This window comes from Shewanella sp. UCD-FRSSP16_17, assembly GCF_001675935.1.
GTDB classification, from domain to species: Bacteria; Pseudomonadota; Gammaproteobacteria; order Enterobacterales; family Shewanellaceae; genus Shewanella; species Shewanella japonica.
Genome location: NZ_LZFV01000046.1, coordinates 123,003 through 147,753, shown reverse-complemented (window position 1 = coordinate 147,753; position 24,751 = coordinate 123,003). Strand labels below are relative to the sequence as shown.

The window sequence follows — 24,751 nt, the reverse complement described above, 5'->3', positions numbered from 1 at the left end:
GTTACTTCCTCAATAGCCATCAATGGCATGTTATTGTAATGGCAGGATAATGGTGAATTCTGTGTGCCCTGGTGCCGATACGCAATCAATGCGACCTCCATGTAATCGTGCAATATTATGCGCAATCGATAAGCCTAAACCTGAGCCGTCCTCTCTGCCTGTTACCATTGGATAAAACAATGTATCCAGTAGTTCTGCCGGGATCCCAGGTCCGTTATCAATAATCGATAGCGCCAATACTAATTTGAACCTTTGAGTGCCAATAGTGACTTGATGCTGGGTTCTACTTCTAATGAGTATTTCGCCACCGGTTTTCTCAAGCGCCTGAGTGGCATTTTGTACTATGTTAAGCACGGCTTGTTGCAGTTGATCAGGATCCATATTCATATCGGGAATGGATGGATCGTAATCTCGCGCTAACGTGACATTATCCGGTAGGGTTAACTCAATCAGTTTTAAGACTTTTTGCACTACTTGGTGGATATTGTGTTCGGTATGCTGGGTAGGACGCTGTGGTCCCAATAGCTTATCAACCAAGTTTCTTAGCCTATCGGCTTGCTCAATAATTAGATCGGTGAACTCTTTTAATTGCGGCTCAGCTAACTCACGTGAAAGTAACTGGGCTGCACCTCTGAGGCCGCCTAATGGGTTTTTAATTTCATGGGCAAGGTTGCGCACTAAGAATTGCGCAGCTTGTTGTTGGGCATCTAAGTTTAGTTGCTGGTGGATACGATGTTGCTGATCGACTTGTCTTAGCTCGAGCAGACTTAAGTCATCTTCATGCTCCATGGGGATCAAGGTGATATCAATAATGTGGTGCACACCGTCAAGGGTTATTAACGCAGCAGTATTAACTGTAATCCCTTGGCTGGCTTTTACCGAATCAATTAAGAGTTCAGATTCTACTCCCATAAACTGATAGAGTTCAGGCAAACGCTGTTCTCGCAATTTATTTACACTGATCCCTAACAACTGCTCAGCTGCCGCATTGGCATAATGAGGCATCAGCTTGCTATCGATAACAAGAACAGCGGTAACTAAATGATTCAGCAGATTATTTGTATCCATCAATTGTCCTGCATATTGAAGTTGCACCACCATGTTGCACCAGTATGGTGCACTAAGCAACTTATTCTACATCGACAATCAATTTAATAATCTTTTAATATTGTTTCTCTATCTATATGAAAAACAATATTTTTATTCAGTCCTAGGTGTTGGTCTAGGTTTATTAAGAATGGAAGCCTGATGTAGAAATATCTTTCTAGCAGAACTTGATGCAAGGACTTTGCCGTTTTGGGTCAAAATCTTAACGACAAGATTATGTTCACCGCGATTTACTTCAGTGACATTGAAGATTGCACTGGATTGAGGCTGACCATAAAGAATGTCGTCAATATACAGTGCAAGTAAATAACCATTGGGTAGTTCTGGCGCCGCACTGGCGACAACAGTGAAGTTTCCTTGGTTACTTCTGATGGTTTCTTCTTGAGTGGGATTAACGATTCTCACCCTGTAGGTAACCGCTTCAGCTGGTTTTGTATTGGAATCCACTTCGGCAGGAACACGAACAGAAATGCTATTTTGCGTATTTTGATTGAGCTCTACTGTTTCGGCATTTTCCCTTGGCTCGTCGCTGTAGTGGACTTTACCATTCTCATCTACCCAGCGATAAACCGTTGCATGGCTGCTTGAGAGGACAATACTGGTTAAAATGAGACTAATGATTAAGACTAAGCGCATGTGGGATTCCTTCACCTTTGGCGTTCAACACATTAATACTAGCTTCTTTTTAACATAAAATCAGCAATTACTGATGAACTGCTGACGCTAATTACTTGTACTGGCAGCGATATTCACTGATTTCGTTAGTGCGAATTTTAAAGTTAACATTGGCATCTAATTCAAATAATTCGCCTGCTTTGACGGTTGTCCAATCTGTGGCATGAGGTAATAACACCTCAAACTTACCAGAAGTGATGTTCATGATTTCAGCTTGGCTGGTATCAAAGTTATATTCACCAGGTAGCACAACCCCAAGGGTTTGATGACTACCATCAGTAAAATGAATTGTGCGGCTGATGACTTTACCATCAAAGTAAATATTGGCTTGATTAGCCACGTTAACATTTTGAATCACAGACATTTTGCGATATTCCAACCTAAGAGATAATAAGTAGGGGTGAATATATATTCGTTTAAAGTGAATATAAAGACTGTTAGGTTATAGGTTAGATGAAATCAGTTTTTTATTTGCTGTACTGGTACTTATTAGAATTACAGGCAATAAAAAACCCGCCTGAGCGGGTTTTCATATTCAAATTACGTTAGCTAAACTTAGCTACCTGAGCGGCTAGCACGCTTACGGTCATTTTCTGTTAAATGACGCTTACGAACACGAATATTTTCAGGTGTTACTTCAACTAACTCATCATCATCGATGAACTCAAGTGCTTGCTCAAGTGTCATTTGGATGTGCGGAGTTAACACTTGTGCTTCATCTGTACCTGATGCACGCATGTTGGTTAGCTGCTTACCTTTCAGACAGTTAACAGTTAAGTCGTTAGAACGTGAATGAATACCAATCACTTGACCTTCGTAAACTTCTGCAGCGTGACCGATTAATAGACGACCACGGTCTTGTAAACCGAATAATGCGAATGTTAGGGCTTTACCTGTTGCATTAGAAATCAATACACCGTTAGCACGTTGACCGATATCACCGCCTTTCACTGGACCGTAATGGTCGAATGAATGGTAGATAAGACCTGTACCAGAAGTTGCAGTCATGAACTCAGTTTGGAAACCGATTAAGCCACGGCTAGGAATGATGAAGTCGATACGTACACGACCTTTACCATCTAGTTGTAGATCTTTCATGTCACCTTTACGCATACCTAATTTTTCAATTACGGTGCCTTGGTGCTCTTCTTCAACGTCAACAGTTAATGTTTCGAATGGCTCGCACATCTCACCGTCGATTTCTTTGGTGATAACTTCTGGACGAGATACTGCTAATTCGTAACCTTCACGACGCATGTTTTCAATTAAGATCGAAAGGTGAAGCTCACCACGACCAGAAACACGGAAACGATCTGGAGAATCAGTTTCTTCAACACGTAGTGCAACGTTGTGGACGAGTTCTTGTTCTAGACGCTCAAGGATATTACGTGAAGTAACGTACTTACCTTCTTTACCTGCGAACGGAGAAGTGTTCACTTGGAAAGTCATTGTTAACGTTGGCTCATCAACTGATAATGCAGGTAATGCTTCAACTTGGTTAACACCACAAACAGTGTCAGAAATCTGTAAGTTACCTAAACCGGTAATCGCAACGATATCGCCGGCGTTGGCTTCAGCAACTTCGTGACGGTCTAGACCCATGTAACCTAATACTTGGCCCATTTTACCGTTACGAGTTTTACCTTCAGCATCAACGATTGTGACTTGCTGGTTAGTTTTAACACTACCACGCTTAATACGACCAACACCGATAACACCTACGTATGAGTTGTAATCAAGTTGAGAGATTTGCATTTGGAACTCACCTTCAGCATCCGCATCAGGAGAAGAAACCTTCTCAACAATCGCTTGGAAAAGCGGTGTCATGTCTTCGCTTGTTTCTTCAGGATCAAGCGTCGCGAAACCGTTTAATGCAGAAGCATAAACGATAGGGAAATCTAACTGTTCGTCAGTTGCACCTAAGTTGTCGAATAAGTCGAATACTTGGTCGATAACCCAATCAGGACGTGCACCTGGGCGGTCAATCTTGTTGATAACAACGATTGGCTTAAGGCCTTGTGCGAATGCCTTTTTAGTAACAAAGCGAGTTTGAGGCATTGGGCCGTCAACTGCGTCTACTAATAATAAAACTGAATCTACCATAGATAGAACACGTTCTACTTCACCACCGAAATCGGCGTGACCAGGAGTGTCTACGATGTTAATACGGTAGTCGTTCCATTTGATGGCAGTGTTTTTTGCCAGAATGGTGATACCACGTTCTTTTTCAAGATCGTTAGAATCCATTACACGTTCTGCGGCTTCGCCTCGACTTTCAAGGGTGCCTGACTGAGCCAATAGCTTGTCTACCAAGGTCGTTTTGCCATGGTCAACGTGAGCAATAATGGCGATGTTACGTAAATTCTCTAACACGGATAAAACCTCTATACCATCAAATAAAAAATAGGAGTTTATAGGGCTGATAAGTATAGCCACTATAAAAAAGCGTGCCATTCTACTCCACCGAGCGCCGAGTAGATAGGATTATTTTTGAACAGGTCGTTTTTAATAAAAAATTAAACACTAAAGATAGAAGATAAAAACGAAAAAGGATCATACTGCCGCAATAAAATGACGCTTTAATGAACTAGATCAATTCATGCGCTAAAAACCCTGCACCGAAATGGACTTTTGCACCAATTGTGATCATAGTGGTGCACCGTATTTGTGCAATATGGCTTTTTCTATGGCTAGTGATTTTTTTATTAAGCTTTAAATCAATCACTTACCTTTCTGGCATGGAAATAGCTTTTAATTGAACAAATTCGCAAAGCAGATAGTTTGTCTGACGAATAACAAGATTATATTAAGGGACAACCCTTTACCCTACCGGAGGCTTAAGAATGTCAGTTGAATCAATATTAAAACAAATTGAAGAACTAGAAGTTAAGTTCGTAGATTTACGTTTTACAGACACTAAAGGTAAAGAGCAGCACGTCTCTATTCCTTCTCATCAAGTAAACGAAGATTTCTTTGAAGATGGCAAAATGTTCGATGGTTCATCTATCAACGGTTGGAAAGGTATTAACGAATCTGACATGGTATTGATGCCAGATCCTTCTTCTTTCTTACTTGATCCGTTTACTGAAGAAGTGACTGGTCTTATTCGTTGTGACATTTTAGAACCTTCTACTATGACAGGTTATGAGCGTGACCCACGTTCAATCGCTAAGAAAGCAGAAGAGTACTTAAAATCTACCGGTATTGCTGACACAGTTTTAATTGGTCCAGAGCCAGAGTTCTTCTTATTTGACGACGTTAAGTTTGGTACTGACATGTCAGGTACTTTCGTAAAAGTTGACGCGAAAGAAGCGGCATGGAACTCAGGTACTAGCTACGAAGATGGTAACACGGGTCACCGTCCATTCGTTAAAGGTGGTTACTTCCCAGTTGCACCAGTTGATTCATCACAAGACATTCGTAGTGCAATGTGTCTAATTCTTGAAGAATTAGGTCAAGTAGTTGAAGCGCATCACCACGAAGTTGCTACAGCGGGTCAAAACGAAATTGCGACACGTTTCAACACGCTTTCAAACAAAGCTGATGAAATCCAAATTATGAAGTATGTTGTTCATAACACTGCTCATGCATACGGTAAAACTGCGACATTCATGCCTAAGCCAATTGTTGGTGATAACGGTAGTGGTATGCACGTTCACCAATCTTTAGCTAAAGATGGCGTTAACTTATTCTCTGGCGATAAATATGCAGGTTTAAGTGAAACTGCACTTTACTACATTGGTGGTATCATCAAGCACGCTCGTGCATTGAATGCATTCACTAACCCAAGTACTAACTCATACAAGCGTCTTGTTCCACATTTCGAAGCGCCTGTAATGCTTGCATATTCTGCTCGTAACCGTAGTGCTTCAATCCGTATCCCAGTGGTACCAAGCCCGAAAGCTCGTCGTATTGAAACACGTTTCCCAGATCCAACCGCTAACCCATACTTAGCATTCTCTGCATTGCTAATGGCTGGTCTTGACGGTATCCAAAACAAGATTCACCCAGGTGAAGCAATGGATAAAGATCTATATGACCTACCTGCTGAAGAAGCGGCTGAGATCCCACAAGTTGCAACGTCTCTAGAGAATGCTCTTGAAAACTTAGCAGCTGACCACGAATTCTTAACTAAAGGTGATGTATTCAGTAAAGACTTTATCGAGTCTTACATTGCACTTAAGTCTGAAGAATGTGAGCAAGTATCTCGTACTACTCACCCAATGGAATTCCAACTTTACTACAGCTTATAAGCCTTAGCTTAACGCTCATGTAAATTGGCCATCGGCTAAATTCGAAGCCCTTGATGATAATCATCAAGGGCTTTTTTGTTACAGCTTTATTATTTCAATCTCTAACGTAAAAAAAAGATAAAGATTGTTTAAAATTTCTTCAATTATGCTAGCGTTAAAGGTATAGAAGCATCGCCAAGGAATTGTTATGAAAGAAAAACTACCAAGAGTGTTTATCAAATTAATGTGTATTTTAGTGTGTTGTCTTTCATCCTTTTCTGCAATGGCTCTCGAATGGCCTCAAGAAGTCGAAACTAAGCTAGGTACGTTAGTGGTATATCAGCCACAACCAGAGTCTCTTAATGGCAATGTATTGCAAAGTCGTGCTGCTATGTCGTTTGAAGTGAAAGATCAAGCAGACCCAGTATTTGGCGCTTTTTGGTTTAGTGCCAGAATCGATACTAATGACGATGTCACCACTGTGCGTAATATTCAGGTGACTGAAGTCCGCTGGCCGTCATCAACTGAAGAAGATCAGCAAACCTTTACCGATACGGTATCTGAAGCATTAGCGAGCACCAGCTTTGAAATCTCAATGGCACGCCTTTCTGCCAGTTTAGAAACTGCAGACCAAGTTAAACGCAGTTTAGATAATATTAAAAATGACGCGCCAGAAATTATTTTCAGCTCAAGGCTGAGTGTGTTGCTGTCTTATGATGGCGAACCTCAATTCCGTGATATCGACAATAGTGATTACGAGCGAATACTGAATACGCCATTCGCAGTGGCTAGAGATAAAAAGTCTAAAAAACTGTACTTGAGCAGTGGGACTTATTGGTACGTTGCGGACGATCCAATGGGGCCTTGGCAAGTCACTCTTTATCCACCTGAAGACTTGGTCAGTATGGTTAATACCGAAGATGACGAGCCAGCTAAAAGTACGGCTAATGCGCCGCACATTATTACTTCTGATGAACCAACTGAGTTAGTTTCGACAGATGGTGCCCCTAAATGGCTGAGTCTGATTGATGGTAAGTTATTGTACGTTAGTAATACCGAAACACCGTGGATTAGAGAAACCAGTTCAGGCGACATGTATGTTTTGCTTTCTGGACGCTGGTTTAAGTCGAAAAAACAAGCTGGTCCTTGGGCCTTTGTGAGAGGTGATAAGTTACCTGAAAGCTTTAATGATATTCCACCTGAGTCTGATATTGGTGGCTTGAGAGTATCAGTTGCTGGCACTGATGAAGCTAATCAAGCGATGCTCGATGCGCAAATTCCACAAACTGCAGCCATTAAACGTGATGAAGCCAAGCTAGAAGTCGAATATGACGGCGAACCTAAGTTTGAAGCTGTAACTGGCACAGCCGTTTCTTATGCTGTGAATACCTCTACCCAAGTCTTGTTGATTAATAAGGTGTATTACGCCGTTGATAATGGTGTGTGGTTTACATCAAAAACGGCTAAAGGTCCGTGGATTGTTGCTGATGAGATCCCGAATGAAGAAATCGCGCAAATACCGGCTAGCTCACCTGTTTATAACACGACCTATGTGCAAGTTTATGATTCAACCCCAGAGGTGGTGTATGTTGGATATACCCCAGGTTATATGTGGTCGTATCCATACTATGGCGTACCAATTTACGGTACGGGCTGGTATTACCCACCTTATTGGGGCCGCTATTATTATCCTCGTCCACCCACCTGGGGCTTGCATGTTGGCTATAACCCTTGGACAGGCTGGAATGTGGGTGTGACATGGAGTAATGGTTTTTTCCGTGCAGGCGTCGTGTGGGGCGGAGGTTATGGTTATCATCGACCTTATCGTTGTTGTGGTGGTTACTATGGTGGCGGGTATCGCCGTCCTGTAGTGATCAATACTGGTGACATCAACATTGGKAACAGTATCAATGTCGGTAATCGTWCTAAAATTTCCAATAGAATGAATAAAGCTAATATTAATGGTAATCGAGTCGGTCGAGATAACTTATATCAACGCCCTGCGACCCGAGATCGGTTAGCCAGCCCTGCAATTGCTAATCAAAACCTTAAAAAAGCGACGCACAACAAGAATCGTACAAATGATGTGTTTGCCGATAAGCACGGCAACGTGGCTCGTGATAATCAAGGTAAGTGGGAAAATCGCAGTGATGGTAAATGGAATACTGCGCCGTCTACTCGTGATTTGAGTAAACCTAGCAGTGTAAGCAAGCCTTCAACTTTGCCGTCTAGTCGTCCATCGACTCAGCCCACGTCTAGGCCTTCTACTATGCCGTCAAGTAGGCCGACAACACGGCCTTCAAATATGAATAATTCAATTAACCGTAGCCGTCCTACTGGCGGCTTTGATCATCAAAGTTTGAATCGTTCACGACAAGCTCGTCAATCCGGTATGGCAAGAGAAGGTCATGCTAGGGGACGTCGCTAGTTCAGATGAATAAAGCCTGTTTTTACAGGCTTTATTCACTTCTGCATCATTGAAATAAAGATTGAAATCAGATGTTAATAATGGAATGGATTTATGTGGAACACACTTAAAGCTTATCGCTCATCGATAATTCTACTTGTGGCGTTAATGCTGGGTGGGATATTGGGTTTTTTACTGCCAGAAATGGCAATAAAACTTAAACCTATCGGGCAAATTTTTCTGAATTTATTGTTCATGATTATCGTGCCATTAGTTGCAGTTAGCGTTATGTCATCGATTGCCAAAATGACTGACTTAAAAGCATTAGGAGCGATTCTCGCCTCGATCATGGCGGTATCGGTGATGATGGCTATGATCCCCGCAATGGGCATTGTGTTGTTAGCACTGGCATATGATCCTGCTCAAGGGGTGACGCTTGAGCTAAAAGAGACTGTGGAAACCGCAGGGAGTATGGATTTTGTAAGTTTATTGACAGCGAATGATTTTGTGGGGTTATTGTCTAAATCGAATATTTTGGCATTAATTATTATGTCAGTGATTAGTGGCATTGCCATTGGTCAATCAGGCGAAGATGGGCGTAAAGTTTCTGCGTTACTGGATAGCTTAAATACTGTCATCATGAAAATCATTGCCATATTAATGTATCTTGCGCCCATTGGCTTGGGCGCCTATTTTGCTGCCACTATGGCCAGCCAAGATGCAGAGTTAATGGGCACCTTTGCCCGTGCCGTGGGATTATTCTTGGTGGCGACTCTGGTCTACCTCACCTTAGGGTCAACAGTATACGCATGGCTTGGTGGCGGTATTCAGGGCGTAAAGCGCTTTTGGCAACATATGCTGGCACCAGCAGTAACAGCATTGGGCACCAGTTCATCACTTGCGACCTTACCGGTCAATATTCGCAGTGCCAGCAAAATGGGCTTGAATGAGCAGATTGCTGAGATAAGTTTGCCGTTATTGGTGAACTTAAATAAAGGCGGTGCAGCAATGATCACGGCCCTTAAAATTGTGTTTATATACTCGTTACTGGGGATGGAGTTTACCTCTGAGGTATTCATGCTCACCATTTTAATTTCGGTATTGTCTGCGTTTGTGATAGGTGGAGTGCCGGGAGGCGCTTTTCTTGGAGAAATCTTTATTGTCACCACCTTGGGACTGCCCCTTGAGGTGATCCCTATCTTGGTGATTCTGGGAGCAATTACAGATGCGGCATCAACCGTGATTAACGTAGTGCATGATTTAACCGCAACGCAGATTATTGAGCGAATTAATGGTAAACAATATCAGGCCGAATCAGTCGGTTAAATCGTTTATCAATCAGCGTGTTTTATTATCTAAATAACGAGGTTTGATGATTGTGAGAATGGCTTTTACTGCTTATTGCTATAGGCCATTCATTGCAACTAGAGTAACTATTCAGTTTTCGACGCTAATGGTTGAACAGTCTTTGAGCATATGTAACAATGCGCATCAAATTTTGTAACATTATTTTACACTTAGCTCATGCAACATTATGTAGATTAATTGACTAAGTATGAGAAAAATAAACGTCATTTTAAGGCGTATAACAGATGCTAATGAGTGATGATATGACTGAGCCGCGTTTCTATACACGGTTTTATTATTGTAAATTAGCGAAGTAACCTGAGCATGGAATCTCAATGAAATTACCTTTTCGTCATTTACTGTTTCTGGTGATGACTTTTATGTCAATAATCCCCATTACAGCAATTTCATTTTGGTCTGCAAATTCTGCCCTCGAAAACGAATATAAGATGGTCTATGACAAGCACTTATTGCTTGCCAATAACATCACCACGGCATTAAATCGATATGCTGTGGATGCCTTAGCCATATTTACTGCGGTGACCAATACCAGCGCCAACAAAGCTGAATTAGACAATGATATGCAGCTGCTATTGAACTCTATTGATGTCGCATCTATTGCCATGTATCAGCCAAATGGTCAGCGTAAAAGGGTGCTTTTGGGCTCAGAGCAAGCTCAACCTGAAGACTTAACCAGCGAGCTCAATCCTTTTGAATTAACAGGGCTAGCGCAAGCACGATTTACTCCTGTACATAAACAAGGTGTCGATGTGCCCACTTTGTACATGATCCGTCAAACCGCTGATGGGAATATTTGGTTAGCTACCTTAAAAGCGACTTATATTGAACAAGTGCAAAATGCGGTCATTTTTGGTGAGAAAGGGCATGCTGCTATTGTCGATCAGTTAGGAAATGTATTGGCGCACCCGAATAAGCAATGGCAGTCTGAAGCTAAAAACATCAGCAAGATCAGTATCGTTCAGCAAATGATGGCGGGAGAGTCTGGCGTAAGCCAGTTTTATTCTCCTGCAGTGAAAGCAGATATGATTGCGGGATTTGATGTTGTGCCAGCAACAGGTTGGGGCGTGATGATACCGCAGCCATTGACTGAGTTAGATCAACGTGCATTTGATGTGATTAAAGTGACCTTATTGATTGCGTTTGTTTCGTTACTGGTGTGCTGCGCTATTAGCTGGTGGATTGTTGGTTTAATCACTCGCCCAATTGATATTTTAACGGCTAAAACACGCCTTATTACTGAAGAGGCTAACGATACTGTTTCTCGACGTTATCGTGGTTTTCATACTGCTGAATTTGCCAAGTTATTCGATAGTTTTAGACAAATGTCATTAGAAATTCGTAATGGTCGAGAAGAGCTAGAAATTAGAGTAGCACGCAGAACCGCTGATTTGGCTCAAGCGCAGGCTAAAGCGCTTCATTTAGCTAACCATGACACAGTGACTGGGCTTGCCAACCGTGTGGCAATCAGGGAGCAAATAGCGTCGTTATTGCACGAGAGTAAACACTTTTCTTTATTGTTTATAGATCTCGACGGTTTCAAAGCCGTCAATGATCAATACGGCCACAAAGTCGGTGACATCTTATTGAAAACCTTGGCTGACAAGGTCAATAAACATTTGTTCATTGATGATGTATTAGCTCGATACGGTGGCGATGAGTTTATTGTACTGATGCCAAATATGGATTCTATCGTGGCAGCTGAATGTGCCGCTGAAAAACTACTACAATTATTCAGTGAACCATTGATTATTGAGGATAAAGTGATAGCAATTAGCGCCTGTATTGGGCTTGCGCTATCAATAGGGAAAGATAAAGACACGGATAGCTTAATTCATCGTGCTGATACCGCAATGTATCGTGCAAAACATCAAGGTAAAAACCAAGTTGCGGTGGCAAGTTGATGATGCTTTGTTGTTATTTTTGGAGGGGATATGCGCAGTCTCTATATACCTTATAAGCCTCAGCAGATGGCTTGTTTTTCTAAACGTGAGCAAGGGTTTAGTTTAATTGAGCTTGTCGTCGTGATTATTGTTTTGGGCATTTTATCTGTCATTGCTGCGCCGAAATTCATTGACTTAAAACAAGATGCTTACGCAGGCCAAATGCAAGGCGTGTCAGGTGCTATTGGTAGTGCTAAAGAGCTCGTTCACTCAGCGTGTGTTATCAGTCGAGATTGTGACTCAACTGCGCCAGCAAGCGGAAGCAATACTATTGTTGTTGAAGGTGAACGAATAAGTTTAGCTTATGGTTATCCAAGAAATACTGAAGCGGGTATAGCGCGAGCAATAAATATTGTTGATGGAGATGACTTTGAACTGACCCGTTACAATATTGGTGGCCGAAGTGGCTTACGTATCAGGCCTGCTGCAGATTACTCTGTGAATGACTGTGAAATTCGTTACTCAGAGCCTCAAACTGCCATCGAAACCCCACTAATTGAGAGGGATCTTGCTGGCTGTTAGTTTGCTGGTTTTGTTTAGTACTCTGCTTGGATTCGATCAATAAAAGTGTGGATGTCATCAGCATCAGTATAAATATGTGGTGACACTCGTATTCCCATATTACGTGCATCAACACTGATATTATGGTTTTTAAGCATTGTCATAATATGTTGTTGTCGCGCTCCAAAATCTAAAATGACTGTTGCGCTTTGGCGTGAAGCATCTCGCGGCGATACCGTAAAGTCAGCAAGGGCCTTAGTGAGTTTTTGGATCATTTGTTGATTGTGCTGGCGCAAATGCTCAATGCCGATACGGTGAAAATATTGCAGACTATTTGTCGCAATAGCGTATGGCGCAATCGAAGGCGTTCCTCCCCAAAACCTCAGTGCACTCGGGTGATAGCTAAAGTGATGGATATCAAACTCGAAAGGGTTTTCATGGGAAAACCAGCCGACATCTTGCGGGCGACAATTTTCTAATTGCCACGGGTTAATCCATAAGTAAGCAGCGCCCGGGCCTGAGCATAACCACTTAACACTAGAGCCAATCATAAAATCTGGGTTCAGTTCGCTTAGGTTAATGGGAATGATCCCTGCTGACTGAGCGACGTCAATTAAACTCAGGCAACCTTGCAGCTTTGCGTGGTTAATTATATGGCGAATTGGTGCCTGTTGACCGGTATTGGAATAAACATGGCTAATAAAAACTAAGTCTACATCCTCGTTGATGTGCGACTGCCACACGGCTTCATTGGTGATATCTAGCTGTTTAGGAATAAAACGAATTTCACAGTCTGGTAATGCTTTTTTTATTGCAAATCCCATACTCGGAAAGTCAATTTCACTCATTAAAATGACGCTGTTACGACATTGCAATCGAGGAATGGACATCACTAGCTTAGTGAGTCCACTTGACAAGTTTACCTGGGGGCAAAACGCATCGGCTTGGTGATGAAATAGTCTTGCTAGGGCGTGTTGAAAATCGGTTATTATTGCAAGCCATTGCTGCCAAGGCTCAATATTGCTTTGTTGCCACGGCGCCCAGAAAGCTTCCCCGAAGGCTTGTTGGGCACTAATAAGCGGCCTGCCCACCGAATGGCTGAGCAAATATGTGCCATCGGCTAAACAAAAGTCCTGTTTCAACGTGTCGCTCATGCTTTGTGATTGATTCATTTTAAGCTGGCCTGTAATGTTTTTATATCGTCAAAACGAGTGTGAATATCATCACGTTTGTTTGCTGCACGGCGGTCTCGAAGCTTCTCTAGCGCTGCAATCAATACTGGCAATGGCGGACCACTGGCGGTGACTTTTGCCATATGTTGTTGTGCCATGTCGGTAGATGGCTGGCTAATATACTTATTTACAAGTTGGTCGTGATGCTGAATGGCGCCTTGACCATGGCGTTGGCACACCACAAGAAATTGTTGCAGATTTTTTTGATACCAAGCTTGTTGACTGGCTGAACGTTGAAGTAAAAAGTCATCCATGATGCTTTGACGGCGCATACAGTCACGTAAAATCCGCTGATCCTCAGGCATCATGTATAAAAATTTATCGACTAAAAGTTGAGAGTAAGATTGGTCGTTGGCAGCACATAGCCCTAGCTGTAAATCAATCACATTGATACCCGCAAAGTCACCCGCATTGGCGCCACGATAAACCTGTGAACCTACTCGATAGGGTTTGTAATAAGGTCTAACACAATAGAAAAATCGGTCTGCATCTAATTTATTGAATAAGCGGCTATTTGAATCTATAACTTCAGATAATGCCTGTTCTGCGACGGTTAATAGGTCGAAGCAAATCGGGTGGGAAATACCTAAAGGTTGGATTTTTAGTAGGGCATCAGCTGCCCGTTTATATGCCAAAATCCCTTTGGTGTTGTAGTCGACAAATATCTGCTCGTCTTCGAGGCTGGTAAAGCGTTTATATGTGCCATTAAGTGCGCGGTTGTGGGTGGTTAAATGTGCGGTTGCGAATCTGGGCGTGACACCAATAGAGGCGCCAATATGCATCGCTAATGCCGATGCTTGTTTCAGAGGCGAGTGGGTTTCTCTGGAAGGCTCTGTAATTTCATGGCGACGACACGCTGCCATAAATAATCCCACATTACCGAGCAAATCGAAGGCACTGTCAAATCCTTGATCGGTATTGCCTTCCTCCAATAAATGACTGATTAAGTCATTACCTTGAGTGAGTAACACTTGTTTTATGTCATCGCCAATACCTTCGACATTGTTTTTATCAGCTTGCTCAAAATAGGCCTGCTCAAGCTGATCATTTAACGCCACAAATCGATGACGGATCCATTCATCAAAAGCTTGGGTATGGCGGGTCGGTGTTTTCATCGATGACACTCTTATGCTGGTATAGGTTTAATGCAATGGGATCTAGGCTAGCATTATGCCGAGGGGGAATTTCACCAAATTGAGTGGCTAAAAATTCATCTTTGCGCAGGAATTAACTCAAAAATGTGATAATTTGAGTGAAATTCACTCATTTTTAAGCTGGGTTACTCACGATGGACAAAAAGGATCGACAATTACTCAATGTGCTACAGCATCAAGGTCGTATTGCGATATCTGAGTTAGCTAACCAACTAAATATGTCAGACACACCCTGTTTACGGCGAGTGAAAAAACTCGAACAGCAGGGCGTCATTATTGGGTATGGTGCCCACTTAGAACCTAAAAAGTTGGATTTAAATGTCGTGGTATACGCTTTTATTCGATTAAAAGAAAATTCTGATAATTCGGCGCGCTTGTTTGAGTCTACTGTTGCTCAATTGCCACAAGTTATGGCGTGTTCTGTGGTGACAGGAGCACATGATTACCTATTAAAAATTGTGGCAGCCGATTTATTGAGTTATGAGCAATTTGTGAAGTCAGCTTTAGGGAGCATTGATTGTGTTGCTGGGATTGAATCGACTGTGGTGCTTAAACAAAACTTCAGTCGTACTGTGTTACCCATCTAACTTTTGAAAAGGCTGTAAAACATAGGGTGAAATTAAGAGATTGCAGTCTTAAGTTGATGTAATACTGTTAGTTTATACGATAGGCTAGGTGCAATATTGCCTCTGGTTTTTTAGTGAACACTCAATATCATTTACTAGGTGGTTGCAAATGATAGACGTTGTTGGAAATGGACTTTGAATGAAAAGCGTTAACTTTGCTTGGCTTATTTTAATCGCATTATTGCTTATGAGTGGATCTATTCAGGCTAATGTATTTAATACTCAAATTAGTATCCAATGTAATCATTGTGGTACAGATGCCGATTTTCATCATGCGGCGCTTAATGCTTTACAAGATAGAGAGCAAAAACAGATTGATGTTGTCAACTTTAGTCACTTTGAGGTGCGACGTTTTGATGTCAAAAAGCTTGAAGTGGAAGTATGTAGTGATTACCGCCGCTCGGCAACAAAGGGGTATTGTGAGCTCTCCGATTACTCCACGATAAAGCGCCTGACATTGCCACACATTGTGCGTGAGCAATACATTGTATTGGCGGAATATCTACTACAACACGATTTCTTTAGCCCGTTTAATATTCAGGTTGATCCAAACCTAGTCGCTTCAGCTTGGACCTTGTTACAAGATAAATACCAAACACAGGTCGTTAAAATGTGGCAGCAAGATGCCTCATTTACGTCACTTTATCAGCGCTGGCAGGCCGGTAAATTCATGACGAATCAAATGGGGTTTACCTTTAAGCATCTGTCACCCAATTTGGTGTTTCATTTTGCTGATCAATCTCGGTTTGATGCGATTATTGATACACAGGCGATAAATGCGACAGGGGGTGATGAAGCTGCAATTACCGCTGCTGAGGTTACCCGCTTAGGTGTTGATAATATACTTAATGTTGAGTTTACCTATTTAAATGATAAGCATGCTAACCACCTAGATGCCACGCAGGCTGAGCCATTAGATGATGGTGACTTGTGGTCCTTTCGCTCTGTCGATGATGCAGACTTTATTGCGATGAAACAAAAAGCAGCGCAATTGAGTTTACAGGTTTTACAGCAAGATACTGCCACAGGTATTAAGGTTAATTTATCAGCCTGTAAAGCAGACTCTCGACCTTGTAATCAATAACGAACGATTTAAAAAATAAAGAATAACAACAATAAAAATGACAGTAAGCCGCCACAAATCACCGGATAAATAATATAACCGTCCGTGGTGCGTTTAGCTCTTTTGGTACAAAGCTTACCGAGAATTAAATTAAAACCCAGAAGCAATGCTAAGGTTAACAGCCCTTGGCGAAAAGTCATTTTACTGATTGTTGAGGTCGTATAAATCAGTAAAAACCATTCCAACAATATTAGATAAAGAAAGAGCTTTTGTAAGCCATCAGGTCCTTTTCTTCTATCTCTGGCGCGCATAATTCTCTCCCTATCGTTTACGACAGAAACATTAGTGATTCAGTGGTTTACGGTCGTTACGCTTTGGCGTTATTGATATACACCAAGAGTTTGTTGATGTCGTCTGGCTTTGATTTCCACTTGCCGCCAATAAAGTTTAATCTTTGGTTAATTGGATACTGTCGCATAATGGTAAATTCAAATAAGGATTGCTCCACTTCGAGCCAAATCGATTGATTTAGCTCAAGCTGAAGAGGAGTGATTAATCCTACTCCGCCTAAGCTAATATCTTTGATATTGGCAATCCCTAACTCTTGAGTGATAAACCAGATTTTTTGATGTAACTTTACACTGATCCCATCGCAAGCTTGTGCGAGCTCTTCATTGGACTCTCTTAGACTGTGTCTAATATGATCTCGGTTATCTGTGACAACAGGTGCGGTGGTCTCCTCGCGTTGCTCTCGCTCAATAAATTCCGTCACCTGCTCTTGATCTGTATTCATTAGTTTGGATACCGTGTTCTTGGCATGTTTTGTTCGGCAGCTTTGATTGCTGAATCAACTTTAAGATTAATATCTTGATTATCTTTACTGTGGCGGCTTTGTAGCCCAGTCATCATCCTCAGGCTGTCTTCGGCCTCTTGGGTTAATACCAGTAGCTCAATCCGCCTGTTTGCCGCCGCTGCAGGCTCGTCTGGAACATAAGGCGACTGATCTGCCATACCTGTAACTTGTACGACTTGCTTATAGTCAACACCACCGGCCTCAAGAATGCGTCTAGCAAGTAATGCACGTTGGCTCGACAGTTCCCAATTGGTGAATGTACTACCGGCAAATGGCAATGAGTCGGTATGGCCAGAAATACTCAAACCGTTATTGATTTGCCCTAGCAGTTCACCCAAAGCCAGTAGTAAATCTTCAAAGTAAGGTTGGATAGTGGCACTACCACGGGTAAACATGAATTGCTCAACATTGTCATGAACAAGAATTCGAACCCCTTGAGGCACTATTTGTAAGTTCACATTGGCGCTCATATCGACATTGGCAATAATCTTGTCGATTTCGCGCGCCAACAACTCTAATTGTGCTTGGGTTTCAAACTCACCCGGTAAGATTGAGTTCAGCTCATTACCTTTGCCTGACGGAGAGCTTTGTTCACCTAGAGCGTGACGCTTATCGATAGCGATATCATTCTTACCTTGTCCTGCTGACGGCACGATAGAGGTTTCGATACTCATGCCGCCTTCTAAATCGATAATGGACGATGAGTTGCTTAAATCAAACGGGTTTATTGGACCCGATGAGAACATGTCGCCTTTGAGGTATTGCACGATTAAGGTGCGTTCTCGTTGATCGGCCACTTGCATGATCCACAACACCATAAACAATGCCATCATGGCCAAGGTAAAGTCGGCAAAGGCCACCTTCCAAGCGCCGCCATGAGCGGCATGTTTTTTCTTGCGCTTTTTCCGGCTAATGATCACCGGTTCGGGTTGAATTGCCATTAGCCACGTTGCTCCTCAATCCAGCGTTCAAGCTCAATAAATGAAGGACGGTTTTCTGATTGAATCTGTTTGCGACCGGCATCAAGTGCGAGCATCGGAGGTTTGCCTTTAGCAAAGGCGGTGAGCGCCGCCGCAACACAACGCAGTTGTGCACTTTTACGATCGACTAAATGTTCAAGAGATTTCGATAATGGGTCAAAAAAGCAATAACAGGCGAAAATACCAATAAAGGTACCGACTAGCGCGGCAGCGACTTTGACGCCAATCATGGTAATTGGACCGTCAATATTAGACATGGTAATGATAATGCCCATTACCGCGGCTAAGATACCAAACCCTGGCATGGCTTCAGCTATTTTGGCTAAAGCATGAGAAGGCCTAAGACTGTCGTCTTCAATCCGTTCAATCTCTTCAGCTAGCATATGTTCTAGATCGTGAGGTGACAGCTTACCAATCGACTGTAAGCGCAAGTTGTCGATGAGGAATTGCAGTACTTGAGGGTGTTCTAGCACTGCTGGGTACATTAAGAAAAGGGAACTTTCGTTGGGCTTATCGATATGTTCATCAAGAACTTTTAGCCCTTGAGATTGGATTTGGCTCATTAGCATACCCATTAAACCAAACAACTGCGGGTATAGCTCTGGATCTTCTTTTTCGGTTGAGAAAACAGATTTGACTTGCTCAACCATTTCATCGAGAACGGCGCGGGGAGAGGCGATAACTAATGCGCCTAAACCAGCGCCAAAGATAATCAGGATTTCAGCAGGTTGCCATAATGAGGTTAGGCTGCCCCCTGCCCATACATATCCACCAAATACTGAAAAAATAATGATCGATATCCCAATTAACTTGCTCATATTTCCTGCCTGGTATTATCGCTCCCACTGTTGATATATTTGCTGAAGATTCACAATAGCCTGTTTATGTAGTTGGCATATTCGTGTTTCAGTTAAACCAAGAGTCGCAGCGATTTCTTTTAAATTAAGTTCATGTTGATAGTAAAGCGACAGGATTACTTGCTCTCTTTTGTTTAATTTCGAAATTGCTTTAAATAATGTGTCTTTATTGGTTATTTGCTCAATAAAGCAACTCTTATCCTTAAAGTTAACCCCTTCGGTTAATAACTCATCAAGACTCTTCATTGACTCTGATTGAGTCGCAAATAAGCGATCACGGTACTGTTCTTTATTGAGCCCTAAGGACTTAGCCACTTCGACATCAGTTGGTTCACGGCCAAGTTCTCTGATGAGCTTTCTGACCGTGTCATTGAGTTCATGTGCTTGTTGTCTTACTGGACGAGGGCGCCAGTCTTGACGGCGCAATTCATCTAAAATAGCGCCGCGGATCCGTTGCCCAGCAAAAGAAATAAACCCATTGTCATATTCACCCGGATAACGTCTTGCTGACTCAAGTAAAGCCATCATGCCTATTTGTTCCATGTCCTCTATGGCCAAAGCTGCACCGCAATGGGTTCTAAGGTGAGAAACTGATTTCTTAACTAACGGCAAGTATTGCTGCATAACCTGCGCTTCAGATAAGCGGTGGACATGCTTCTCTTCAAAAGCTTCTTGATAAGCGAGTTGACCGGATTGCATATGACAGCCCCTTTTATTGAATAACCATTCTGGTAAATAAAACGTCGTCTAATTCAATGGAAAAATTGTTTTCATTTAGCACCGTTGCCAATAACACTTGCGCTTCGGTTTGCAGTAATTCCAGTTGGTGGCTGGCATGAAGTTCTTCATATTCTTTTTGGGAAAACATTTTCATCAGTGCATTTTTGATCAGTGGATCTGCATCTCGAATGATGTTGGCAGCATCATCAGATCGGCTTTTTAATGCCATCTCTAATAACAAATAGTGCGAGGTGTCTTTACCCGGCACCGAGAATATGAATTTTTCGAGCGGGTAAAATTGCGCCACCTTAGGCGCGGGTTCAAAGGCGGTGAAAGGCTCGCCGAACAACTCTGGTGACTTCCAACCTACCCAGAATACCCCTGCAGACCAGGCAAGAAATACCATAGTTAATCCGCTTAATTTCCCGATTTTTTTGCTACCTATAGCCATTGTGTTTTTCCTTTGTTAAGCGAGTAAATCAACTTGTTCAGGCTTTAATGAGTCTGATTGAGTGAGTGAGCTAATGTCTTGTTGCTCATGTTGTTGATTCGCTTCTTCTGAAATGAATTGCTGCGCTATTGCGTCACGCGATGTGTGTTGCTGCTCTGATGAGGTGTCCGACATTTCAAAATCAATTTGACCACCATGTTCCATTTCTAAATCATGACGCAGTCTCTCTAACCCCATTTGTAGGGCATCACGTACGCTATTGTTGGCTGCGTGCATTTGAATATGTAGGCGATCACCATCAAGGCGAATATTGAGCTCTACTTTGCCAAGTTCTGGTGGGTCTAAACGTAATTCAGCAGATTTAATTTGCTGATCAATTTGAAACCTGAGCTGATCTCGAAGCGGAGAAAGCAGCTCGTTTGACTGCTGTAACATGGGCGCAGATTGAGACACTGAAACAGGGCCCCACTGGCTCGTTGCTTGCGTTTTAGCTGCGGTTTGACTGAGTTGGTTAATGACTTGGTTAATATTATCTAACTCTGTGCTTACCCCGTCAGTCACTGGCGGTGTTATTGCCGCTGCTGGAGCCATATTGAGGTGCATTTCCATCGCAGGCTGCATGCTTTGTGGTGCCAAGGAGGTCGTTACCGATGTCGGCTGTTGACCATTGGGCAAACCAGAGGCTAATTGATTAACCTGTGCTTGTGATGGCGCTGACGACTGGCTAACTTGCTGGTTTAGTAAAGCTAAAAAGTCACGTAATTCAGGGCTAATTGATGATGGAGAATTCGCGCTATTTTGCATTAACGAAAGTTCGCTTAAAACTGACTTAACTTGCTCTGAAGCCAGAGATAATGCCGCTGGATTTTTACTATCAAATTCATTTGTTAATGCCGATAACGCCCCTGCAAGATAGGGGGTTTGCTTTATCTCACTGATAAGGTGGGCAGGGATGTGGCTTATCGTACTATTTTGTACAGTCACATTTTCTTGAGGCAATGTGACGACGTTTTTATCTGGTGAGACAAGGGATGATGGCAAGGGCATCACAAACCCCATATCGCCTTGAGATTCATGCTCAAAATCTGATTGTGTCTCACTTGAAATACTAAAAGGTTGCGATGATGAATGACTCGCCATCGCAGATAAATTGGACACATTAGTTATCATAAATTTCACCGCAAAGACTGGTTAGCTTATAAGCTGAGATACCGTCTTTTGTTGCTTGGAACTGCTTCATCTCTTTATTCAGCAAGTCTTTTTCTGCTGTAGCCTGAGCAATCACCAATTGATGGGTTTTCGAAAGGGATTGGCGAGCCAATAATTGCTGCTGAGTTTTGGGCTTACCCTGAACGGTAAGCGCCATCATCATTAGCTCATTAACTTTTTCTACCTTCTTCCAGTCTTTTGCTTTGGCATATTTAATCAGTGCAGCTTCAAATTGCTGCCACTGATTAGTTGAGGTTGGCCCAGCCGGCTCTGACATCTGTAATTACCTTAATGACGGGGGTAAGCTCAGTGACGCTGTTTTCAACACTCGCGGTCACTAATTGACGACTGCAGTAGTCGTAGAGGCGGTTTAGTGTGATGGCGACTTCACCACCATTTTCTAAATCCAACATCGAATCCAAACCATGAACAATGTTGAGACACTTGTTGACACTTTTCCCTTTATCTTCATAGCTTTGTCGCTCCATGTATCCACTGGTACGCTCAATTTCTTCCAGTAAACCGTCCAACAACATACGCACCATTTCATGGGGATTAGCTGAGGCGACTCTGGCGTCTAGTGTGGTTTGCTTGTAAGCATTAAAAGGATCGTATTCGTTCAACATTGTTCATTTTTCCTAATTAAAATAGGCCACTAGCCGTATTTAACTTGTTAATGGTGTTTTCCATTGCAGTAAACTGAGTGAGTAAAATTTGGTAGCGTTGACTCATGTGGTTGTCATGACGAGACATGTTGTCTTCGATTTGTTCCACTTGAGAATCAAGGTTTTTCTGCTTTAAATCGATGTAGCCATTGTTTTTAGTGAATGGGTCGATGATTGAATCGATACGATCAATGTAACCACCGTCAGCGGTAAACATTTCCTTGATCGACTCTGAGTCACTGCTAATGGCTTGAGAGAGCTTTTCATCGTCGACAGACAGCTTGCCATCACGACCCATTTCAATGCCGATATCAGAGAGGCGCATGCCATTGGGGGCTTCATCGAAAATGGCATTACGAACACTGTTTTGCAGCATACGCAGGCTTGAATCGCCTTTTAAAATACCAATCTGATCTTCGCCGACTGATGAGTTTTCATCATCATCATCGTCTTCATCGTCATCATCTTTGTCTTTGTCGCCATTAATATCATCTAAAACCGAGCTCCCCATTGAGCGGGTGAGTTGGTTTAGTTGCGTCATTAATTCATTGAAAGAATCAACAAAATCATTAACGGCTTTTTCGGTGCCTTCGGTATCGTTACCAATGGTAATCGTGGCGCTTTCACCGACGTTATGGGCTTTTTTCAGCTCGATATTGACGCCATCAATGACGTTATCGAGGTAATTGCTGCTACTGGTGATATCAATGCCATTAAGGGTAAACTCGGCATCTTGGGCTTTAATTCTTTCTTGAGTGCCCCAGTCTGTGCCATTCATCTCCATGGTGACTGTGCTGTCTTTTCCGGTCTCATCAGATGTCAGCATCAATTCAACTTGACCACCTGTTCTGACTAAAGAAGCTGTGACACCAGGGTTGTCAGGATGCTTGTTGATTGCATCACGTAAGTCACTTACCGTTGCGTTACCTGAAGCGTTAAGCTCAGCCATATCAATGTCGATGCTATTGCCACCGACATCGATGCTGACCACACCAGTGGTTGGTAGAATTTCATCTTCACTTGTGAAGGATTTAGTGATTTGATGCGCTTGAGCCAGCTGCTTAACATATAAATCGTAAACGCCAGCAGGTGCATCACTGTCTACTGTGATGGTGGCACTGTCATCGCTAATTTCAGACGTTTTACCTTCGAAGGCATCACCGTTTAAGTTGTCCAGATTACTGGTCATCTTGTTTAAGGTGCGTTCTAAAATTTTATAAGCATCAATTTGTGCTTTGCTGTTATCTAAGTTGTTTTTAAATAAAGCATCTTTACTCATTCGTTCTGCAGCAACTAATTGCTCGGCAAATGAGGCGGCACTCATACCTGAAATCATGGCAACTCCTATTGGCTAACTGACTTGAATGGCAATCTTTATGCCAATGGTTAAGTTATTGTTTAATAGTTATTTATTGGTTTTTCGATTTTTTTGTCGGTTAAGCAACTTCCGTTTTGTGCAGCACAATGGAAGCTGAGCTTCCGTTTGATCTACCGAGTGTCGAAAAAGGGTTTGTAACAGTGATTAAAGGCGACAGGGATAATGAGTGGCTGAAGTGCAATAAACATTTATTATCAATAAAATTAGATGCTTGCAGTGACTATTCAGGCTTGAGTTGATAACAATGAAAGACGTACTGAATAAAAACAGAAAAAGGGCCAAGCGGCCCTTTTTATCAAGGTTATTAACGCGATATTAGCGTAATAGACCCATAACTAAGCCAGTGTTTTGGTTAGCGTTAGAAAGTACAGTAGTACCTGCTTGAACTAATAACTGGTTTTTAGTCATGTTAGCTGATTCAACGGCGAAATCTGCATCCATGATGCGGCCAGCTGCAGCTTTAGTGTTTTCAGTAACGTTAGTTAGGTTAGACGCTGTGTGGCCTAAACGGTTGATGTTAGCACCAAGTGTTGAACGCTCAACACCAATAGCATCGATGAAGTCATCAACGTTATCGATTGCTGCGTTAGCTGCAGTTTCTAGATCATCAGTTAGACCAGCTAATGCAGATGCACCTAAAGTTACGTTTAATACTTCGTTTGAACCTGCACCGATTTGGAAATCAATATCGTCTAAAGCAGTGAATAGGTTGTTACCTGAGTATTCAGTGTCACCGATAATACGGTCAACTTCAGCACTTAATTCAGCAAATTCGTCGTTTAGAGCAGTTAAGTCTTCAGCTGAGTTCACGCCGTTAGCTGCTTGTGTAGCAAGCTCTTTTTGACGCATTGCGATAGTTGTTAGCTCTTCAAGTGCACCATCAGCAGTTTGTAGCATAGATGTCGCATCATTCACGTTACGGCTAGCTTGCTCCATGCCTGTTACGTTTGCATTTAAGCGAGTCGCAATTTGTAGACCAGCAGCATCATCAGCAGAGCTGTTGATACGAAGACCTGTTGATAAACGCTCCATAGCGTTGGTCATTAGATCGTTACTTTTAGTCACTGAGTTTTGAGCAATGTTCGAAGCAGTATTAGTATGAACAGATAACATAATGTTTTCCTATAGTTTAAAGTTTTGGTCTCACAATTAATTAAAACGACACAGGAAAACGAAACTGAATCGGAGTGATAAAAAAAATACTAAAATTTTGTTCAAATGAGGGAGTAAAACAGAATCTTGTAGCTTGGTATAAACCCCAAAGCCCATCAAATATAGGGCATGAGGGATGTGTGGTGAGGGGCGAAATGAATTACAACAAGGGACTTTTCAC

Annotated in this window: 24 protein-coding genes; 7 read left to right on the top strand and 17 right to left on the bottom strand. The window is 42.3% G+C overall.

Annotated elements, in window-relative coordinates:
• Positions 1–30: 30 nt before the first annotated feature.
• The 4 genes from glnL to typA all read right to left on the bottom strand — a co-directional run bounded on the left by glnL (position 31) and on the right by typA (position 4,155).
• Positions 31–1,068 carry a nitrogen regulation protein NR(II) gene (gene glnL / locus A9267_RS17775; protein ID WP_055025410.1) on the bottom strand — a complete coding sequence of 346 codons (1,038 nt, stop codon included), beginning with the start codon at positions 1,066–1,068 and terminating at the stop codon, positions 31–33.
• Between the two features lie 132 nt (positions 1,069–1,200).
• Positions 1,201–1,743, bottom strand: a complete 543-nt coding sequence (locus A9267_RS17770) for a DUF4124 domain-containing protein (protein WP_055025350.1) — start codon at positions 1,741–1,743, stop codon at positions 1,201–1,203.
• 91 nt (positions 1,744–1,834) lie between these two features.
• The gene (ppnP, locus tag A9267_RS17765; RefSeq protein ID WP_055025349.1) at positions 1,835–2,146 is read right to left on the bottom strand and encodes a pyrimidine/purine nucleoside phosphorylase; all 312 of its coding nucleotides are present in this window, start codon (positions 2,144–2,146) and stop codon (positions 1,835–1,837) included.
• 191 nt (positions 2,147–2,337) lie between these two features.
• Positions 2,338–4,155 (bottom strand): translational GTPase TypA, encoded by a 1,818-nt coding sequence (gene typA / locus A9267_RS17760; RefSeq protein WP_055025409.1) that lies wholly within the window; start codon positions 4,153–4,155, stop codon positions 2,338–2,340.
• A gap of 470 nt (positions 4,156–4,625) precedes the next feature.
• Here typA and glnA point away from each other — a divergent pair, with 470 nt between their 5' ends.
• The 5 genes from glnA to A9267_RS22190 all read left to right on the top strand — a co-directional run bounded on the left by glnA (position 4,626) and on the right by A9267_RS22190 (position 12,251).
• Positions 4,626–6,035, top strand: coding sequence for a glutamate--ammonia ligase (gene glnA, locus A9267_RS17755; protein WP_055025348.1), 1,410 nt, complete (start codon positions 4,626–4,628; stop codon positions 6,033–6,035).
• A gap of 187 nt (positions 6,036–6,222) precedes the next feature.
• Complete coding sequence (locus A9267_RS17750; RefSeq protein ID WP_065110160.1) at positions 6,223–8,442, top strand: carbohydrate-binding family V/XII; 2,220 nt, start codon at positions 6,223–6,225, stop codon at positions 8,440–8,442.
• Positions 8,443–8,535: 93 nt separating this feature from the next.
• A complete protein-coding gene (locus tag A9267_RS17745; RefSeq protein ID WP_065110159.1) occupies positions 8,536–9,747 on the top strand; it encodes a dicarboxylate/amino acid:cation symporter in 1,212 nt (403 codons plus the stop codon).
• A gap of 356 nt (positions 9,748–10,103) precedes the next feature.
• Positions 10,104–11,690 (top strand): sensor domain-containing diguanylate cyclase, encoded by a 1,587-nt coding sequence (locus tag A9267_RS17740; RefSeq protein WP_065110158.1) that lies wholly within the window; start codon positions 10,104–10,106, stop codon positions 11,688–11,690.
• A 30-nt stretch (positions 11,691–11,720) separates the two neighbouring features.
• Positions 11,721–12,251 carry a type II secretion system protein gene (locus tag A9267_RS22190; RefSeq protein WP_065110157.1) on the top strand — a complete coding sequence of 177 codons (531 nt, stop codon included), beginning with the start codon at positions 11,721–11,723 and terminating at the stop codon, positions 12,249–12,251.
• Positions 12,252–12,265: 14 nt separating this feature from the next.
• Here A9267_RS22190 and A9267_RS17730 read toward each other — a convergent pair whose 3' ends face one another.
• Together A9267_RS17730 and A9267_RS17725 are read right to left on the bottom strand one after the other, a co-directional pair.
• Positions 12,266–13,384: an aminotransferase class V-fold PLP-dependent enzyme gene (locus tag A9267_RS17730; protein WP_065110321.1), complete on the bottom strand. Its 1,119-nt coding sequence runs from the start codon at positions 13,382–13,384 to the stop codon at positions 12,266–12,268.
• Between the two features lie 14 nt (positions 13,385–13,398).
• The gene (locus A9267_RS17725) at positions 13,399–14,577 is read right to left on the bottom strand and encodes a PrnB family protein (RefSeq protein ID WP_065110156.1); all 1,179 of its coding nucleotides are present in this window, start codon (positions 14,575–14,577) and stop codon (positions 13,399–13,401) included.
• 173 nt (positions 14,578–14,750) lie between these two features.
• Between A9267_RS17725 and A9267_RS17720 the strand changes: the two genes are divergently transcribed.
• Both A9267_RS17720 and A9267_RS17715 read left to right on the top strand, forming a co-directional pair.
• On the top strand, positions 14,751–15,203 hold the full coding sequence (locus A9267_RS17720; RefSeq protein WP_055025342.1) for an Lrp/AsnC family transcriptional regulator: 453 nt from the start codon (positions 14,751–14,753) through the stop codon (positions 15,201–15,203).
• Positions 15,204–15,381: 178 nt separating this feature from the next.
• Entirely contained in the window at positions 15,382–16,326 is a 945-nt protein-coding gene (locus A9267_RS17715) for a hypothetical protein (protein ID WP_065110155.1), read from the top strand.
• An 8-nt stretch (positions 16,327–16,334) separates the two neighbouring features.
• Here A9267_RS17715 and A9267_RS17710 read toward each other — a convergent pair whose 3' ends face one another.
• The 11 genes from A9267_RS17710 to A9267_RS17660 all read right to left on the bottom strand — a co-directional run bounded on the left by A9267_RS17710 (position 16,335) and on the right by A9267_RS17660 (position 24,531).
• The gene (locus tag A9267_RS17710; RefSeq protein ID WP_055025340.1) at positions 16,335–16,616 is read right to left on the bottom strand and encodes a hypothetical protein; all 282 of its coding nucleotides are present in this window, start codon (positions 16,614–16,616) and stop codon (positions 16,335–16,337) included.
• Positions 16,617–16,672: 56 nt separating this feature from the next.
• Positions 16,673–17,098, bottom strand: coding sequence for a hypothetical protein (locus tag A9267_RS17705; RefSeq protein ID WP_055025339.1), 426 nt, complete (start codon positions 17,096–17,098; stop codon positions 16,673–16,675).
• Entirely contained in the window at positions 17,098–18,099 is a 1,002-nt protein-coding gene (locus tag A9267_RS17700; RefSeq protein ID WP_065110154.1) for a flagellar motor protein MotB, read from the bottom strand. Before A9267_RS17700 ends, A9267_RS17705 begins: the two co-directional genes overlap by 1 nt.
• Entirely contained in the window at positions 18,099–18,956 is an 858-nt protein-coding gene (gene motA, locus A9267_RS17695) for a flagellar motor stator protein MotA (protein WP_065110153.1), read from the bottom strand. The genes A9267_RS17700 and motA overlap by 1 nt, the downstream gene beginning before the upstream one ends.
• Positions 18,957–18,971: 15 nt before the next feature.
• Positions 18,972–19,694, bottom strand: a complete 723-nt coding sequence (locus A9267_RS17690) for an RNA polymerase sigma factor FliA (protein ID WP_065110152.1) — start codon at positions 19,692–19,694, stop codon at positions 18,972–18,974.
• Between the two features lie 13 nt (positions 19,695–19,707).
• Entirely contained in the window at positions 19,708–20,166 is a 459-nt protein-coding gene (locus tag A9267_RS17685) for a flagellar basal body-associated FliL family protein (RefSeq protein ID WP_065110151.1), read from the bottom strand.
• A 15-nt stretch (positions 20,167–20,181) separates the two neighbouring features.
• Positions 20,182–21,336 (bottom strand): flagellar hook-length control protein FliK, encoded by a 1,155-nt coding sequence (locus tag A9267_RS17680; protein ID WP_065110150.1) that lies wholly within the window; start codon positions 21,334–21,336, stop codon positions 20,182–20,184.
• A complete protein-coding gene (locus tag A9267_RS17675) occupies positions 21,326–21,652 on the bottom strand; it encodes a hypothetical protein (protein WP_065110149.1) in 327 nt (108 codons plus the stop codon). The genes A9267_RS17680 and A9267_RS17675 overlap by 11 nt, the downstream gene beginning before the upstream one ends.
• Positions 21,621–22,001 carry a flagellar export chaperone FliS gene (gene fliS / locus A9267_RS17670; protein WP_055025332.1) on the bottom strand — a complete coding sequence of 127 codons (381 nt, stop codon included), beginning with the start codon at positions 21,999–22,001 and terminating at the stop codon, positions 21,621–21,623. Before fliS ends, A9267_RS17675 begins: the two co-directional genes overlap by 32 nt.
• 16 nt (positions 22,002–22,017) lie before the next feature.
• Entirely contained in the window at positions 22,018–23,376 is a 1,359-nt protein-coding gene (fliD, locus tag A9267_RS17665; RefSeq protein WP_065110148.1) for a flagellar filament capping protein FliD, read from the bottom strand.
• A gap of 357 nt (positions 23,377–23,733) precedes the next feature.
• Positions 23,734–24,531: a flagellin N-terminal helical domain-containing protein gene (locus A9267_RS17660; RefSeq protein ID WP_065110147.1), complete on the bottom strand. Its 798-nt coding sequence runs from the start codon at positions 24,529–24,531 to the stop codon at positions 23,734–23,736.
• Positions 24,532–24,751 lie beyond the last annotated feature (220 nt).